The sequence below is a fragment of the Aeribacillus sp. FSL M8-0254 genome (assembly GCF_038008845.1).
In the GTDB taxonomy this organism is placed as follows: domain Bacteria; phylum Bacillota; class Bacilli; order Bacillales; family Aeribacillaceae; genus Aeribacillus; species Aeribacillus composti.
In genome coordinates this window covers 2,177,036-2,190,166 of the sequence record NZ_JBBOZY010000001.1, presented here as the reverse complement: position 1 = coordinate 2,190,166, position 13,131 = coordinate 2,177,036, and the positions used below count along the sequence as shown (strand labels likewise).

At 40.3% G+C, this 13,131-nt stretch carries 12 protein-coding genes; all 12 read left to right on the top strand.

Annotated elements, in window-relative coordinates; all coding sequences use genetic code 11:
- The first annotated feature begins 68 nt into the window (after window positions 1-68).
- The 12 genes from NSQ44_RS10530 to NSQ44_RS10475 all read left to right on the top strand — a co-directional run bounded on the left by NSQ44_RS10530 (window position 69) and on the right by NSQ44_RS10475 (window position 13,049).
- On the top strand, window positions 69-1,025 hold the full coding sequence (locus NSQ44_RS10530; RefSeq protein ID WP_340857019.1) for a polysaccharide deacetylase family protein: 957 nt from the start codon (window positions 69-71) through the stop codon (window positions 1,023-1,025).
- Window positions 1,026-1,048: 23 nt separating this feature from the next.
- Window positions 1,049-2,305, top strand: coding sequence for a M16 family metallopeptidase (locus tag NSQ44_RS10525; protein WP_340857018.1), 1,257 nt, complete (start codon window positions 1,049-1,051; stop codon window positions 2,303-2,305).
- Between the two features lie 127 nt (window positions 2,306-2,432).
- Window positions 2,433-2,693: a YlmC/YmxH family sporulation protein gene (locus NSQ44_RS10520; RefSeq protein WP_063386713.1), complete on the top strand. Its 261-nt coding sequence runs from the start codon at window positions 2,433-2,435 to the stop codon at window positions 2,691-2,693.
- A gap of 156 nt (window positions 2,694-2,849) precedes the next feature.
- Window positions 2,850-3,764 carry a dipicolinic acid synthetase subunit A gene (dpaA, locus tag NSQ44_RS10515; RefSeq protein ID WP_340808050.1) on the top strand — a complete coding sequence of 305 codons (915 nt, stop codon included), beginning with the start codon at window positions 2,850-2,852 and terminating at the stop codon, window positions 3,762-3,764.
- Window positions 3,748-4,338: a dipicolinate synthase subunit B gene (locus NSQ44_RS10510; RefSeq protein WP_063386715.1), complete on the top strand. Its 591-nt coding sequence runs from the start codon at window positions 3,748-3,750 to the stop codon at window positions 4,336-4,338. The genes dpaA and NSQ44_RS10510 overlap by 17 nt, the downstream gene beginning before the upstream one ends.
- A 127-nt stretch (window positions 4,339-4,465) precedes the next feature.
- On the top strand, window positions 4,466-5,509 hold the full coding sequence (gene asd, locus NSQ44_RS10505) for an aspartate-semialdehyde dehydrogenase (RefSeq protein WP_340857017.1): 1,044 nt from the start codon (window positions 4,466-4,468) through the stop codon (window positions 5,507-5,509).
- A 66-nt stretch (window positions 5,510-5,575) separates the two neighbouring features.
- Window positions 5,576-6,790, top strand: a complete 1,215-nt coding sequence (gene dapG / locus NSQ44_RS10500) for an aspartate kinase (protein WP_340787435.1) — start codon at window positions 5,576-5,578, stop codon at window positions 6,788-6,790.
- Window positions 6,791-6,812: 22 nt separating this feature from the next.
- The gene (gene dapA, locus NSQ44_RS10495; protein ID WP_340857016.1) at window positions 6,813-7,688 is read left to right on the top strand and encodes a 4-hydroxy-tetrahydrodipicolinate synthase; all 876 of its coding nucleotides are present in this window, start codon (window positions 6,813-6,815) and stop codon (window positions 7,686-7,688) included.
- A gap of 187 nt (window positions 7,689-7,875) precedes the next feature.
- Window positions 7,876-9,531 (top strand): ribonuclease J, encoded by a 1,656-nt coding sequence (locus tag NSQ44_RS10490; protein WP_340857015.1) that lies wholly within the window; start codon window positions 7,876-7,878, stop codon window positions 9,529-9,531.
- A 120-nt stretch (window positions 9,532-9,651) separates the two neighbouring features.
- On the top strand, window positions 9,652-10,386 hold the full coding sequence (locus tag NSQ44_RS10485) for a ClpP family protease (protein WP_340857014.1): 735 nt from the start codon (window positions 9,652-9,654) through the stop codon (window positions 10,384-10,386).
- On the top strand, window positions 10,383-10,601 hold the full coding sequence (locus NSQ44_RS10480) for a YlzJ-like family protein (protein ID WP_340857013.1): 219 nt from the start codon (window positions 10,383-10,385) through the stop codon (window positions 10,599-10,601). The genes NSQ44_RS10485 and NSQ44_RS10480 overlap by 4 nt, the downstream gene beginning before the upstream one ends.
- Before the next feature lie 135 nt (window positions 10,602-10,736).
- Window positions 10,737-13,049, top strand: a complete 2,313-nt coding sequence (locus tag NSQ44_RS10475; RefSeq protein WP_340857012.1) for a DNA translocase FtsK — start codon at window positions 10,737-10,739, stop codon at window positions 13,047-13,049.
- Window positions 13,050-13,131: the final 82 nt, after the last annotated feature.

The following is a 13,131-nucleotide window of genomic DNA, read 5'->3' as shown; positions in this document are numbered from 1 at the left end:
TTTGCGGTTGGCTGTTCTATCTTGTCCCCTTTTTTCATAGTTTTATAAGTGAAAAAGGGGATGTTGCGATGAAGCGAAAAAAAGGGAAAATAGCCATTTTTATATTGATCATACTTTTTTCTTATGTCATATTGGATAATCGTTATACATTGATCTTTCTTCAGCAATTAAAAGCAAAGCATGAATTGGCTGTATCTGGCGGAGATTCGTTGTATCAAGAAATCGTTGCCAAAGCAAAAGAGTATGAAATTCCTCCGGAAAATGCTGAAATACATAGAGTATGGAAAAAAACGCCCGGTTATAATGGGCGATCAGTCGACATTGACGCATCGTATAAAAGAATGAAGAAAAAGGGTTCTTTTGATCCGAAGCTTCTTGTATTCAAGCAAATTCCGCCTTCTGTTCATTTAAGCGATTTGCCGAACGAAGCGATCTACCGTGGACATCCGGATAAGCCAATGGTATCCTTTTTAATAAATGTTGCATGGGGAAATGAGTATATTCCTAAAATGTTGGCCGTGCTAAAAAAGCACCATGTCAAAGCGACGTTTTTTTTAGAAGGAAGATGGGTAAAAGAAAATCCTGAACTGGCTAAAATGATTGTAGAAAGCGGCCATGAAATTGGAAATCATTCATACTCGCATCCAGATATGGCCCGCCTGCCGTCTGCAAGAATTAGACAAGAGATGGAAGAGACGAACAAAATCATCAAAGCGACGACAGGAAAAAACGTGAAATGGTTTGCGCCTCCAAGCGGCAGCTTTCGCAAGGAGGTCGTAGATATAGCGGCAGATATGAACATGGAAACAATCATGTGGTCTGTTGACACGATTGATTGGCAAAAGCCGCGGCCTGAAACGTTAATCAATCGAGTGATGTCAAAAATTCATAACGGCGCCATGATCTTAATGCATCCGACGTCATCGACCGCAGAGAGTCTAGATTCATTAATTAAAAAGATTAAAGAAAAAAATCTTTCCATCGGTTCACTTTCTAGTCTGCTGGATGAAAAACGTCTTGACTGATTGGAAGAACAGGGGGTTACAATTTGATCAAGAAATATACATGCCAAAATGGTGTTAGAATCATTTTAGAATCCATTCCGACTGTTCGCTCCGTTGCTATCGGAGTTTGGATTGGCACAGGTTCTAGAAACGAGACGAAAGAAACAAACGGCATTTCTCATTTTTTAGAGCATATGTTTTTTAAAGGAACAGAAAAAAGAACAGCTAGAGAAATTGCAGAAGCTTTTGACAAAATTGGCGGTCAGGTGAATGCCTTCACCTCAAAAGAATACACCTGCTATTATGCAAAAGTGCTCGATGAGCATGCAAATTATGCACTTGAAGTGCTGGCTGATATGTTTTTCAACTCAGTATTTGAAGAAGAAGAATTAAACAAAGAACGAAATGTTGTTTTAGAAGAGATCAAAATGTATGAAGATACTCCAGACGATATTGTGCACGATTTGCTAAGCCAGGCTGCGTTTGGCGATCATCCGCTTGGCTATCCGATTTTAGGCACAGAAAAAACTTTATCTAGTTTTACCGGCGATTCGTTGAAAAGCTATATGGAAAAATACTATACTCCTGACAATATCGTCATTTCTGTAGCTGGAAACGTTCAAGAAAGCTTTATTCAAGAGGTTGAGAAATGGTTCGGCAATTTTAAGTCGTCTCATAAAAAAGAAAAATATAAGGAACCGGTTTTTTTGGACCAAAAAATCGCCAAGAAAAAAGAGACGGAGCAAGCGCATCTCTGCATTGGGTTTAAGGGGTTGAGAATCGGGCATGACGACATTTACAGCTTAATTGTGTTAAACAATATTTTGGGCGGGAGCATGTCAAGCCGCTTATTCCAAGAGGTAAGGGAAGAAAAAGGGCTTGCTTATTCTATTTTCTCTTACCACACTTCATATGAAGACAGCGGAGTGCTCACAATTTACGGTGGGACTGGAAGAAACCAGCTGAATATTTTATTTGAAACGATTTTTCAAACAATTGAAAAATTGAAGAAAAGCGGTATTACTGAAAAAGAATTAATGCATTCAAAAGAACAAATTAAAGGGAATTTAATGCTTAGTCTTGAAAGTACAAATGCAAGAATGAGCAGAAACGGCAAAAATGAGCTGCTCTTAGGCAAACATCGATCTTTGGATGAAATTATCGAAACGGTTAACCGTGTTGATATCATGAGCGTCAATGAACTTATTCAACATATTTTTACAGATGAATATGCTGTATCTTTAATTAGTCCGGAAGAGAATTTTTCTTCTGCAATTCCAGAATTAAAATGCCTGCTATGATGGATTGGCGGGCATTTTTTATTTGTCAAAAACGTATACATGTATGGAAAGCTATGTTCATCAGTTTCGAATCAATCTCTGCCTGAATATGTTCGTATATTTAAAATGAAAGAGGGGAGCCAATACTATGCGTTTATCCGAGTTAAGCGGAAAAGAAATCGTCGATGTAAAACGAGCGGAACGTCTAGGCGTGCTCGGTCAAACAGACTTTGAAATCAATGCGGAAACCGGACAAATCACGGCGCTTATTATTCCTTCTTTAAAGTGGTTCGGTTTAAGGAAACAAGGACATGATATTCGAGTACCGTGGGAGCATATCAAAAAAATTGGTCAAGATATGATCATTATTGACGTACCGGAAAATTCCTTAAATAAAATTGATGACTAATGAAGATCCGCCGGCTAAAGAAGCCGGCTTTATTTTTTTGGCAATTTTTCGATGCGATTCACCTATCGACTGCCACCTACATAATATGCTTAAAACAGGAGCTAATTATGGTTTTCGAAACTGAACTGAATTGACATAAAGAAGGTGAAAAAAAGGATGTTAACTGGCTTAAACGTTGCTGTAATTGGCGGTGACGCCCGGCAGCTAGAGGTGATCCGAAGGCTATCAGAGCACGATGCCAATCTATTTTTAATCGGATTTGATCAGCTTGAACATGGGTATACAGGATCAGTGAAAATAAACAGCCATAATATTAGTCTGGAAGGAATGGATGCAGTAATATTGCCTGTTTCAGGAACCGGAAGCGAAGGACAGGTCGAAGCAGTTTTTTCCGCTGAAGAAATCGTATTGACAAGAGAAATGGTGGCCTCCACTCCTGAGCATTGCATCTTTTATTCTGGGATACGCACAAAATATTTAGAAGAGTTAATGGAAAAAGAAAAACGAAAGCTTGTACCGATACTGGACCGTGATGATGTAGCGATATATAATTCCATTCCGACAGTAGAAGGGACCATTATGCTCGTTATTCAACATACTGATTTTACCATTCATGGTTCGAACATTGCTGTTATCGGATTTGGACGGACAGGAATGAGCGTTGCCCGCACTTTTGCAGCATTAGGAGCTAATGTGAAGGTAGGCGCTCGCAAACAGAAAGATTTGGCCAGGATCACGGAAATGGGAATGAAGCCGTTTCATTTGAGTGAACTGAAGGACGAATTGTCGTCGATCGATATTTGCATAAATACAGTTCCAGCGTTGGTGTTGTCTTCTGATGTTTTGGCAGCTATGCCTGTCCACGCTCTTATTATCGATTTAGCATCAAAGCCGGGGGGAACCGATTTCCACTATGCTGAAAAAAGAGGTATGAAAGCCATTTTAGCACCTGGTCTTCCAGGAATTGTTGCACCGAGGACAGCAGGCCAAATTTTGGCGAATGCGTTGACAATCCTTTTAACTGAACAGCATCAGCTTGAAAGGAGTATGGATAATGGAAGTGAAAGGTAAACGGATCGGATTTGGTTTAACAGGCTCTCATTGTACTTATGATGCGGTATTTCCGCAAATTCAAAAGCTCGTTGAAAAAGGAGCAAACGTTTTGCCAATTGTCACCTCGACCGTAAAGACGACAACAACTAGATTCGGGGAAGGAGAAGAATGGGTCAAAAGAATTGAAGAAGCGACTGGAAATCAAGTAATTGATTCGATCGTGGATGCCGAGCCTTTAGGTCCGAAAATTCCTCTTGATTGCATGGTCATTGCGCCGATGACCGGCAATTCGATGAGCAAACTGGCGAATGCCTTGACGGACTCTCCTGTATTGATGGCTGCAAAAGCGACTATGAGAAACCATCGCCCCGTTGTACTAGCCATTTCTACAAACGATGCTCTCGGGTTAAATGGCGTAAATTTAATGAAGCTAATGGCGGCAAAAAATATTTTCTTTGTTCCGTTCGGCCAAGATGCACCCCACCAAAAACCGAATTCAATGGTGGCGAATATGGATCGGTTAGTGGAAACAGTTGAACATGCGCTTGAACATAGACAGCTTCAGCCGGTTATTATTGAACATAAAAAATAATCAAACAAATAAAACGCTTTCATGAAAAATCGCTCATCACTTTTTTTGGCTACTGTGATACAATTAAACGTAATACGAATACATGATTATTCGACTCTGATGCATTTTGGAAGGAGATAGATAGAAAATGGCTCAAAAAGGTTTTCATGTAGCAGTTGTCGGAGCAACTGGAGCAGTAGGAACACGAATGATCGAAACATTGGAAAAAAGAAATTTTCCTGTGGAAACTTTAACGCTCTTATCATCCGAACGATCTGCAGGAAAGACAGCTACATTTAAAGGAAAACCAATCACAGTACAAAAAGCGGAACCGGAGAGCTTTGAAGGGGTTGATATCGCTCTTTTCAGCGCTGGAGGAAGCGTGTCGAAGCAGCTTGCACCGGAAGCAGTCAAAAGAGGCGCGGTCGTGATCGACAATACGAGCGCATTTAGAATGGATGAAAACGTTCCTCTCGTAGTACCGGAAGTGAACGAAGAGGATATAAAATGGCATAACGGTATTATTGCCAACCCGAATTGTTCGACGATCCAAATGGTTGTTGCATTGCAGCCGATCCGTAAAGCGTTCGGGCTGAAAAAAGTCATTGTTTCCACTTATCAAGCAGTATCAGGTGCGGGGGCACAAGCGATCCAGGAATTGAAAGAACAGTCTAAAGCGATTTTAGAAGGAAAGCCGTTTGTACCTGAAATTTTACCTGTTAAAAGTGACGAAAAACATTATCAAATTGCGTTTAATGCAATTCCGCAAATTGATAAGTTCCAGGAAAATGGATTTACATTTGAAGAAATGAAAATGATCAATGAAACAAAAAAAATTATGCATATGAAGGATCTGGAAGTTGCAGCGACCTGCGTCCGCTTGCCGGTCGTCATCGGGCATTCAGAATCAGTCTACATTGAAATCGACAGGGACGATGTTACTGTAAATGATATTCGCAATGTATTAAGAGATGCGCCTGGCGTTACGCTTGAAGATGATCCGGCAAATCAAATTTATCCAATGCCTGCTTTTGCAGAAGGCAAATACGATACATTTGTAGGCCGAATTCGCAAAGATTTAGATCGGCCAAACGGCTTCCACCTTTGGGTTGTATCCGACAATTTATTAAAAGGGGCAGCGTTAAACTCTGTACAAATTGCCGAAAGTTTAATTAAACTGAAATTAGTATAAGGTGAAAAGAAGAGAGTTGAAGCCATCAGCTCTCTTCTGTTTAGTTATTTTATAGAGGTGAACATCATGAGCATTGTTGTTCAAAAGTTTGGAGGAACGTCTGTCCGTGATGAACAAGGCAGAAGACATGCGTACGAACATATAAAGGAAGCCTTGTCTGAGAAAAAAAAAGTGGTCGTCGTCGTATCAGCGATGGGGAGAAAAGGAGATCCGTACGCAACAGATACGCTGATCAGCCTGGTGGAAGGCGGGATCGACACCATTTCCAAACGTGAACAGGATATGTTGCTGTCCTGCGGAGAAATCATCTCTTCTGTCGTATTTACTAGCATGCTAAAAGGGAAAGGAATAAAAGCGGCAGCTTTAAGCGGAGCGCAGGCAGGTTTTTTGACGACAAATGAACATACAAATGCTAAAATATTAGAATTGAAATGTGATCGCCTGCTCGGGCTTCTAGAAACAAATGATGTCGTTGTTGTCGCAGGCTTTCAAGGAGCACAAGCAAATGGAGATGTGACGACAATTGGGCGCGGCGGCAGTGACACTTCAGCAACAGCACTTGGAGCAGCTTTAAAAGCAGAATATGTAGACATTTTTACAGATGTGGAAGGAGTTATGACAGCGGATCCTCGTATTGTTAAGGATGCAAAGCCCCTTTCATTTGTGACGTATACGGAAATTTGCAATTTGGCCTATCAAGGAGCAAAGGTGATTCATCCGCGTGCGGTTGAAATCGCTATGCAAGCCAAAATCCCGATTCGCATTCGTTCCACTTATTCTAAATCGAAAGGAACGATCATCACTTCTCACCATCAGGATAAACTAGGTGCGGACATAAAAGAACGTTTAATTACTGGAATTGCTCATGTTTCCGATGTCACGCAAATTAAAGTAGAAGCAAAAGAAGGGAATTTCCGTTTTCATCAAGAAATTTTTAAAGCGATGGCTACAAGCGGAATTAGCGTCGATTTCTTTAATATTACTCCTAAGAGTGTCATATATACTGTTCATGGGGATGTAACGGATCTTGCTGTTGGAATTTTGAAAGAGATCGGATATGATCCGATGATCACGCGGCATTGTGCAAAAGTCTCAATTGTAGGAGCAGGCATTCAAGGGGTCCCAGGAGTCGCTTCCAAAATCGTTGCTGCTTTATCGGAGGAAGGGATACAAATTTTGCAATCGGCAGACAGCCATACAACAATTTGGGTGCTTGTGAAGGAAAGTGAAATGATTCAAGCAGTTAATGCACTTCATAAAGCGTTTGATCTTGGAAAATAATCGATAAAGGTGTGAGGAACAAGTGGGTATGTTTGGAAGAATTTCAACTGCAATGGTTACCCCGTTTGACAATAACGGGAATATTGATTTCCAAAAAACGGAAAAATTAGTAGAATATTTAATCCATCATGGAACAGATTCAATTGTTGTGGCTGGAACAACGGGTGAATCTCCAACTTTAACAACGGAAGAAAAGCTCGCTTTATTTAAACATGTCGTTTCTGTTGTCAATAAAAGAGTTCCAGTGATTGCAGGGACAGGTACAAACAATACAAGAGCTTCCATAGAACTGACAAAAAAGGCGGAACAAACCGGCGTCGATGCGATTATGCTTGTCACTCCATACTACAACAAACCGAATCAGGAAGGGATTTATCAGCACTTTAAAGAGATAGCAGAAAGCACGCATCTTCCTGTGATGCTTTACAATGTGCCTGGCAGAACATCGTCCTCGATCGCGCCTGAAACGGTTATTCGTCTATCGGAAATTGACAATATCGTTGCGATTAAAGAAGCTAGCGGAGATCTTGATAATATGGCCAAAATTATCGAGAAAACGCCAGATGATTTTGCTTTATACACTGGGGACGACAGCTTAACGCTGCCGACATTATCAATAGGCGGTGATGGCGTCATATCAGTAGCCTCCCATGTTGTAGGAGATGAAATGCAAGAAATGATTCAAGCCTTTTTGTCAGGTGATGTGGAAAAAGCCGGAAGCCTTCATCGAAGACTTCTCCCATTAATGAAAGAACTGTTTAAGGCGCCAAACCCTGTTCCAGTGAAAGCAGCGCTGCAAATAAAAGGTCTGGATGTTGGTCCGGTGCGCTTGCCGTTAGTTCCGTTAACAACAGATGAGCGAACATCATTAGCCGCTGTGATCCATGAATTAGGCTGATCATCGTGATTAGCCTTTTTTTATTTTAAAAATTCCACTCTGCCCCATTCAAAACAGCTGAGTCTAGCGGCTTAATTTTGCGGATAGGTGTGTCTTATATAAATTAACTTGTATTCCATTTCTTTCATCAGGTATAATATTGCTAAGTGCTTTGGACGGGGATATTTAGGGAGGATCACTAACACTTATGAAAAAAGCTGAAAAAATTCAACTTATTGCTTTAGGAGGGGTTGGGGAAGTCGGAAAAAACCTGTACATCGTCGAAATCGACTCGGATATTTTTATTGTGGATGCCGGCTTGAAATATCCTGAAAACGAGATGCTCGGAATTGATGTGGTGATACCGGATATTACATATTTGCTTGAACGTAAAGATAGGGTTCGGGCCATCTTCTTAACAAATGGCAGATTGGATCGGATCGGTGCGATTTTCTACATTTTAAAACATATCAATGCGCCAGTTTACGGAACGAAATGGACAATTGCCTTGACAAAAGAAAGAATGAAGCAATATTTTGTTACCGCTGATTTTCGCGAAGTGAATATGCGAAAATCTGTACATTTTCCTCAAGTGACGGTTTCTTTTTTTCGCACATTCTCAAATATTCCTGATTCTATGGGAGTTTGTTTCCATACGTCAATGGGAGCGATCGTGCATACAGGCGATTTTAAATTAGAACAATCCTCGATCGGAAGTCATTTTCTTGATTTTGGTAAAATGGCGGAAATCGGTAATAGCGGAGTTCTTTGTTTGCTTTCCGACAGTATCAATGCAGAAAGACCCGGCTTTTCTGGTTCCGAAGCTCTTGCCGGAGAAATGATCAACGATGTTATGTATAATTCGCCTGGAAGAGTTGTTGTATCTGTAGCAGAGACGAATATTTACCGAATTCAGCAAATTTTCAATGCCGCAGTTGAGACTGGAAGAAAAATAGCAATTATAGGGAAATCGTTTGCCAAAATTATTGAGCTTGCAAGACAATTACGGTATTTAAAGGCTGACGATGATTTGTTTATTCCGGTGTCGCATTTAAAAAAGCTTGAAAAACAAAACTCTGTTCTACTATGTGCAAGCGATTCATTCGATCCGCTTGCGGAAATTTCAAAAATGGCCAAAGGCATTCACAAGCAACATCATATAACTTCCGATGATACGGTTTTAATTGCTCAGACCCCAACACCCGGACAAGAACTTATTTATTCGAAAACGATTGATTTGCTGTTTCGAGCAGGAGCCAATGTTGTTTCGATTGATAAAAAAGCGTTTTTTTCTGATCATGGCTGCCAAGAAGAGCTGAAGCTTATGCTACATTTAATGAAACCAAAATACTTTATTCCCGTTCATGGTGAATTTAAAATGCAAATAGCGCATGCTAAAATTGCGCAATCGATCGGAATACGCGAAGAAAACATTTTTTTGCTCGATCAAGGAGATGTGGTTGAATTTACCCCTAAATCTGCCAAAACGGTTACAAAAGTACCTTCTGGAAATGTACTCATTGACGGGCTTGGTGTAGGAGATGTTGGAAATATCGTGCTAAGAGACCGGCGTTTGTTATCTCAGGACGGCATTTTAATTGTTGTTGTTACGTTAAACAAAGAGATGAAAAAAATTGTCGCTGGTCCTGAAATTATATCAAGAGGGTTTGTGTATGTCCGTGAGTCTGAAAGTTTAATTTCCAAAGCTACGAAAATGGTGCATGACACATTGTCGTCTTGTATGGAAGATGTTTCAATGGATTGGTCAACAATGAAACAAAACATTCGCGACGTCTTGAATCAATTTTTATATGAGCAAACGAAGCGCCGCCCGATGATTTTGCCAATTATTATGGAGGTTTAGACAAAAAGCAGGCCGACGAAGCCTGCTTTTTTCACATTTTTAAAACGGTTTCCTGGCCGCATGAAAAAATGGATTCCGTTCATACTAACATCATAACGGTAAGAAGAAAGGATGATTGGGATGAACGGAAATGCTGATCAACCGACTGTTCAGCCAGTGGAAAAGGGAAGCGAAAATATAGTTGACAAAATTCAGCAGTTAGGACAAACAAACATTCCGCAAATGGATCAGGAAACAAACATTCATTGTTTGACCATTATCGGTCAAATTGAAGGACATATACAGCTCCCTGCTCAAAATAAAACAACGAAATATGAACATATCATTCCGCAAATTGTGGCGATCGAACAAAATATGAAAATAGAAGGACTGCTCGTCATTTTAAATACTGTCGGCGGCGATGTTGAAGCAGGACTTGCAATCGCTGAAATGCTTGCTTCGCTTACGAAACCGACTGTATCCATCGTTCTTGGCGGCGGACATTCTATCGGTGTGCCCATCGCTGTGTCATGCGATTATTCATTTATTGCGGAAACGGCTACGATGACGATTCACCCGATAAGGTTAACCGGTTTGGTCATTGGTGTTCCGCAAACGTTTGAATATCTTGATAAAATGCAGGAGCGGGTTATTAGTTTTGTAACAAAGCATTCCAATATTACAGAAGATAAATTTAAAGAGCTGATGTTTTCAAAAGGAAATTTAACAAGGGATATTGGAACAAATGTTATCGGTCAAGATGCGGTTAAGTACGGCTTGATCGATGAAATAGGCGGTGTAGGAAGCGCGATGAAAAAATTGAACGAGCTTATTTTGGAAAGAAAGAATGGAAAAGGAGGGGACATCCTTCAATGATTTTATACACGACTGTTCCTGAAGAGCTCATTTTTCCACCAGATCAAGAAGCTTTTCAAAAAAGGCACATTATTGAGATGAACGGCATTTCATTATTAATAGAAGAAACGGGAGAAAATCAATGCCAAATCGTCAGAGTGCTTTCAACCAATCCAAACCATTATTTATTGGAATCTGTTTTCCCCGGTCAAAAAGTACCTTTTTTTCGAAGCTAACATTCCTTTTAAAGACAATATCGTTGCTAGCATACCTAAATTCAAGTTTGTATGATATAATATGGACACAAACAGTCGTTCGCAGCCAAATAGTGGCTGCGTTCTTGTTTTACATAATACATAGGTGGGATTAAAGTGGCAAAAGTGAAAAGGAAACGAAAAAAGAGAAAAACGGATTGGCAAAATAAACTAAAATTTGAAATAGCGGGGCTTCTGCTATTATCATTGTCGATAATCGCTTTAAGCGAATTTGGATTTGCTGGCAAAGCGCTTGTCGCCTTTTTTCGGTTCTTCGCTGGAGAATGGTTTATTATCTTTTTGCTAGGATTATTATGGTTTTCCATATATATATTTTGGAAAAAGACATTCCCTCATTTTTTAACGAGAAGATGGCTCGGGATCTATCTTATAGTTGGCTCAATTTTAATTCTCAGCCATATGAAGCTGTTTGAAAATTTGTCAAAGGGAGGAGTTTTTGCTTCTCCAAGCGTTATATTGAATACTTGGGAGATGTATTTAAAGGAATTAAACGGGGAGGCAAGCGCTCAAGATCTTGGAGGAGGAATGATCGGCGCCGTTTTTTTTGCTGCATCATACTATTTATTTTCTTCAGGGGGCACCCGAATTATTTCCATTGTCTTGATCATAATTGGTTGCATCTTAATTTCCGGAAAATCACTCGGAAACAGCCTCTCCAAAATTGTTGAGTCCATCGGCCGGATTTTCAAAAAACAATTTTTTGCCTTTGTGGATGATATGAAGAACTTATTTTCCTTAGTAAAAAAACAAAAGAAAAAGCAAAAGAAGCATCGCTCCAATAAGATTCAGGCTGAAGACGATCAAGAACAAGAAGATGAACATTTAGAAGAAAATACATCTGAACCGATTATTTCCAGTTTTACAGACCATCCGGAAATCGTGACAAATGATAAAAAAGAGCCCGAAAATAATTTAAAGCAGGAACAAATTACGCTTGAAGAAAAGGATGAGCCGATCGCCTTTCAGGAGATAGAAAACAAAGATTATAAATTGCCTCCGATTGATTTGCTGTCTCTTCCAAAATACAGCGGTCAGCATGCCGATAAGCGGAATATTTACGATAATGCGAGAAAACTAGAGCGCACTTTCCAAAGCTTTGGAGTGAAGGCAAAGGTTACCCAAGTACATTTAGGGCCTGCAGTAACAAAATATGAAGTGTACCCGGATGTCGGGGTGAAGGTAAGCAAAATTGTCAGTTTAAGCGATGACCTGGCGCTGGCTTTAGCAGCAAAAGATATTCGGATTGAAGCGCCGATTCCGGGAAAGTCTGCAATTGGAATTGAGGTGCCGAATTCAGAAATTGCGATGGTGTCATTGCGCGAGGTGCTGGAATCCAAAATGAACGATCGCCCTGATTCCAAGCTGCTGATCGGTTTAGGACGTGATATAACTGGAGAAGCGGTGCTGGCTGAACTGAACAAAATGCCGCATCTGCTTGTCGCAGGTGCAACAGGCAGCGGAAAAAGCGTCTGCATTAACGGGATTATTACAAGCATTTTGATGAGGGCGAAGCCTCATGAAGTGAAAATGATAATGATCGATCCAAAAATGGTCGAATTAAGTGTTTACAATGGGATTCCGCATCTATTGGCTCCTGTTGTGACAAATCCGAAAAAAGCGTCGCTCGCATTGCAAAAAGTAGTAAATGAAATGGAAAGAAGATACGAGCTGTTTTCACATACTGGAACGCGCAATATTGAAGGTTATAATGAAATGATCAGAAGGCAAAATTCGCTTTCAAAAGAGAAGCAGCCTGAGCTTCCTTTTATTGTCGTCATCGTGGATGAGCTCGCTGATTTAATGATGGTGGCTTCTTCTGATGTAGAAGATTCGATTACACGCTTGTCACAAATGGCCCGTGCTGCTGGCATTCATTTAATTATTGCGACTCAACGTCCGTCTGTTGATGTAATTACAGGAGTCATAAAAGCCAATATTCCATCGAGAATTGCCTTTAGTGTGTCCTCCCAAACCGATTCACGCACTATTTTGGATATGGGGGGAGCTGAGAAGCTGCTCGGAAGAGGAGATATGCTGTTTTTGCCAGTCGGATCATCAAAGCCGATTCGTGTTCAAGGAGCGTTTTTATCAGATGAAGAAGTGGAAAAAGTCGTGAATTACGTCATTTCACAACAAAAGGCGCAATATCAAGAAGAAATGATTCCGAACGAAGATTCCGAGGATCATGGAGATGTTGATGATGAATTATATAATGAAGCTGTTCAACTAGTTGTGGACATGCAAAGTGCAAGTGTATCCATGTTGCAAAGAAGATTTAGAATCGGCTACTCAAGAGCTGCGAGATTAATTGACGCCATGGAAGAGAGAGGGGTAGTCGGACCTTATGAGGGAAGCAAGCCGCGTCAAGTGTTGATTTCTAAAGAAGAGCTGGAGGAACGTTTGTCATAAAAATTTTCGTGTTTTTCATGCAAAAATATTTTAATAACGGGCATACTAAAACTACATTTACTAGAAAGTGAGAGATCGATGG

Coding starts and splice junctions, on each gene's coding strand:
- NSQ44_RS10530 (WP_340857019.1), top strand. CDS start 69: ATGAAGCGAAAAAAAGGGAAAATAGCCATTTTTATATTGATCATACTT.
- NSQ44_RS10520 (WP_063386713.1), top strand. CDS start 2,433: ATGCGTTTATCCGAGTTAAGCGGAAAAGAAATCGTCGATGTAAAACGA.
- dpaA (WP_340808050.1), top strand. CDS start 2,850: ATGTTAACTGGCTTAAACGTTGCTGTAATTGGCGGTGACGCCCGGCAG.
- NSQ44_RS10510 (WP_063386715.1), top strand. CDS start 3,748: ATGGAAGTGAAAGGTAAACGGATCGGATTTGGTTTAACAGGCTCTCAT.
- asd (WP_340857017.1), top strand. CDS start 4,466: ATGGCTCAAAAAGGTTTTCATGTAGCAGTTGTCGGAGCAACTGGAGCA.
- dapG (WP_340787435.1), top strand. CDS start 5,576: ATGAGCATTGTTGTTCAAAAGTTTGGAGGAACGTCTGTCCGTGATGAA.
- NSQ44_RS10490 (WP_340857015.1), top strand. CDS start 7,876: ATGAAAAAAGCTGAAAAAATTCAACTTATTGCTTTAGGAGGGGTTGGG.
- NSQ44_RS10485 (WP_340857014.1), top strand. CDS start 9,652: ATGAACGGAAATGCTGATCAACCGACTGTTCAGCCAGTGGAAAAGGGA.
- NSQ44_RS10480 (WP_340857013.1), top strand. CDS start 10,383: ATGATTTTATACACGACTGTTCCTGAAGAGCTCATTTTTCCACCAGAT.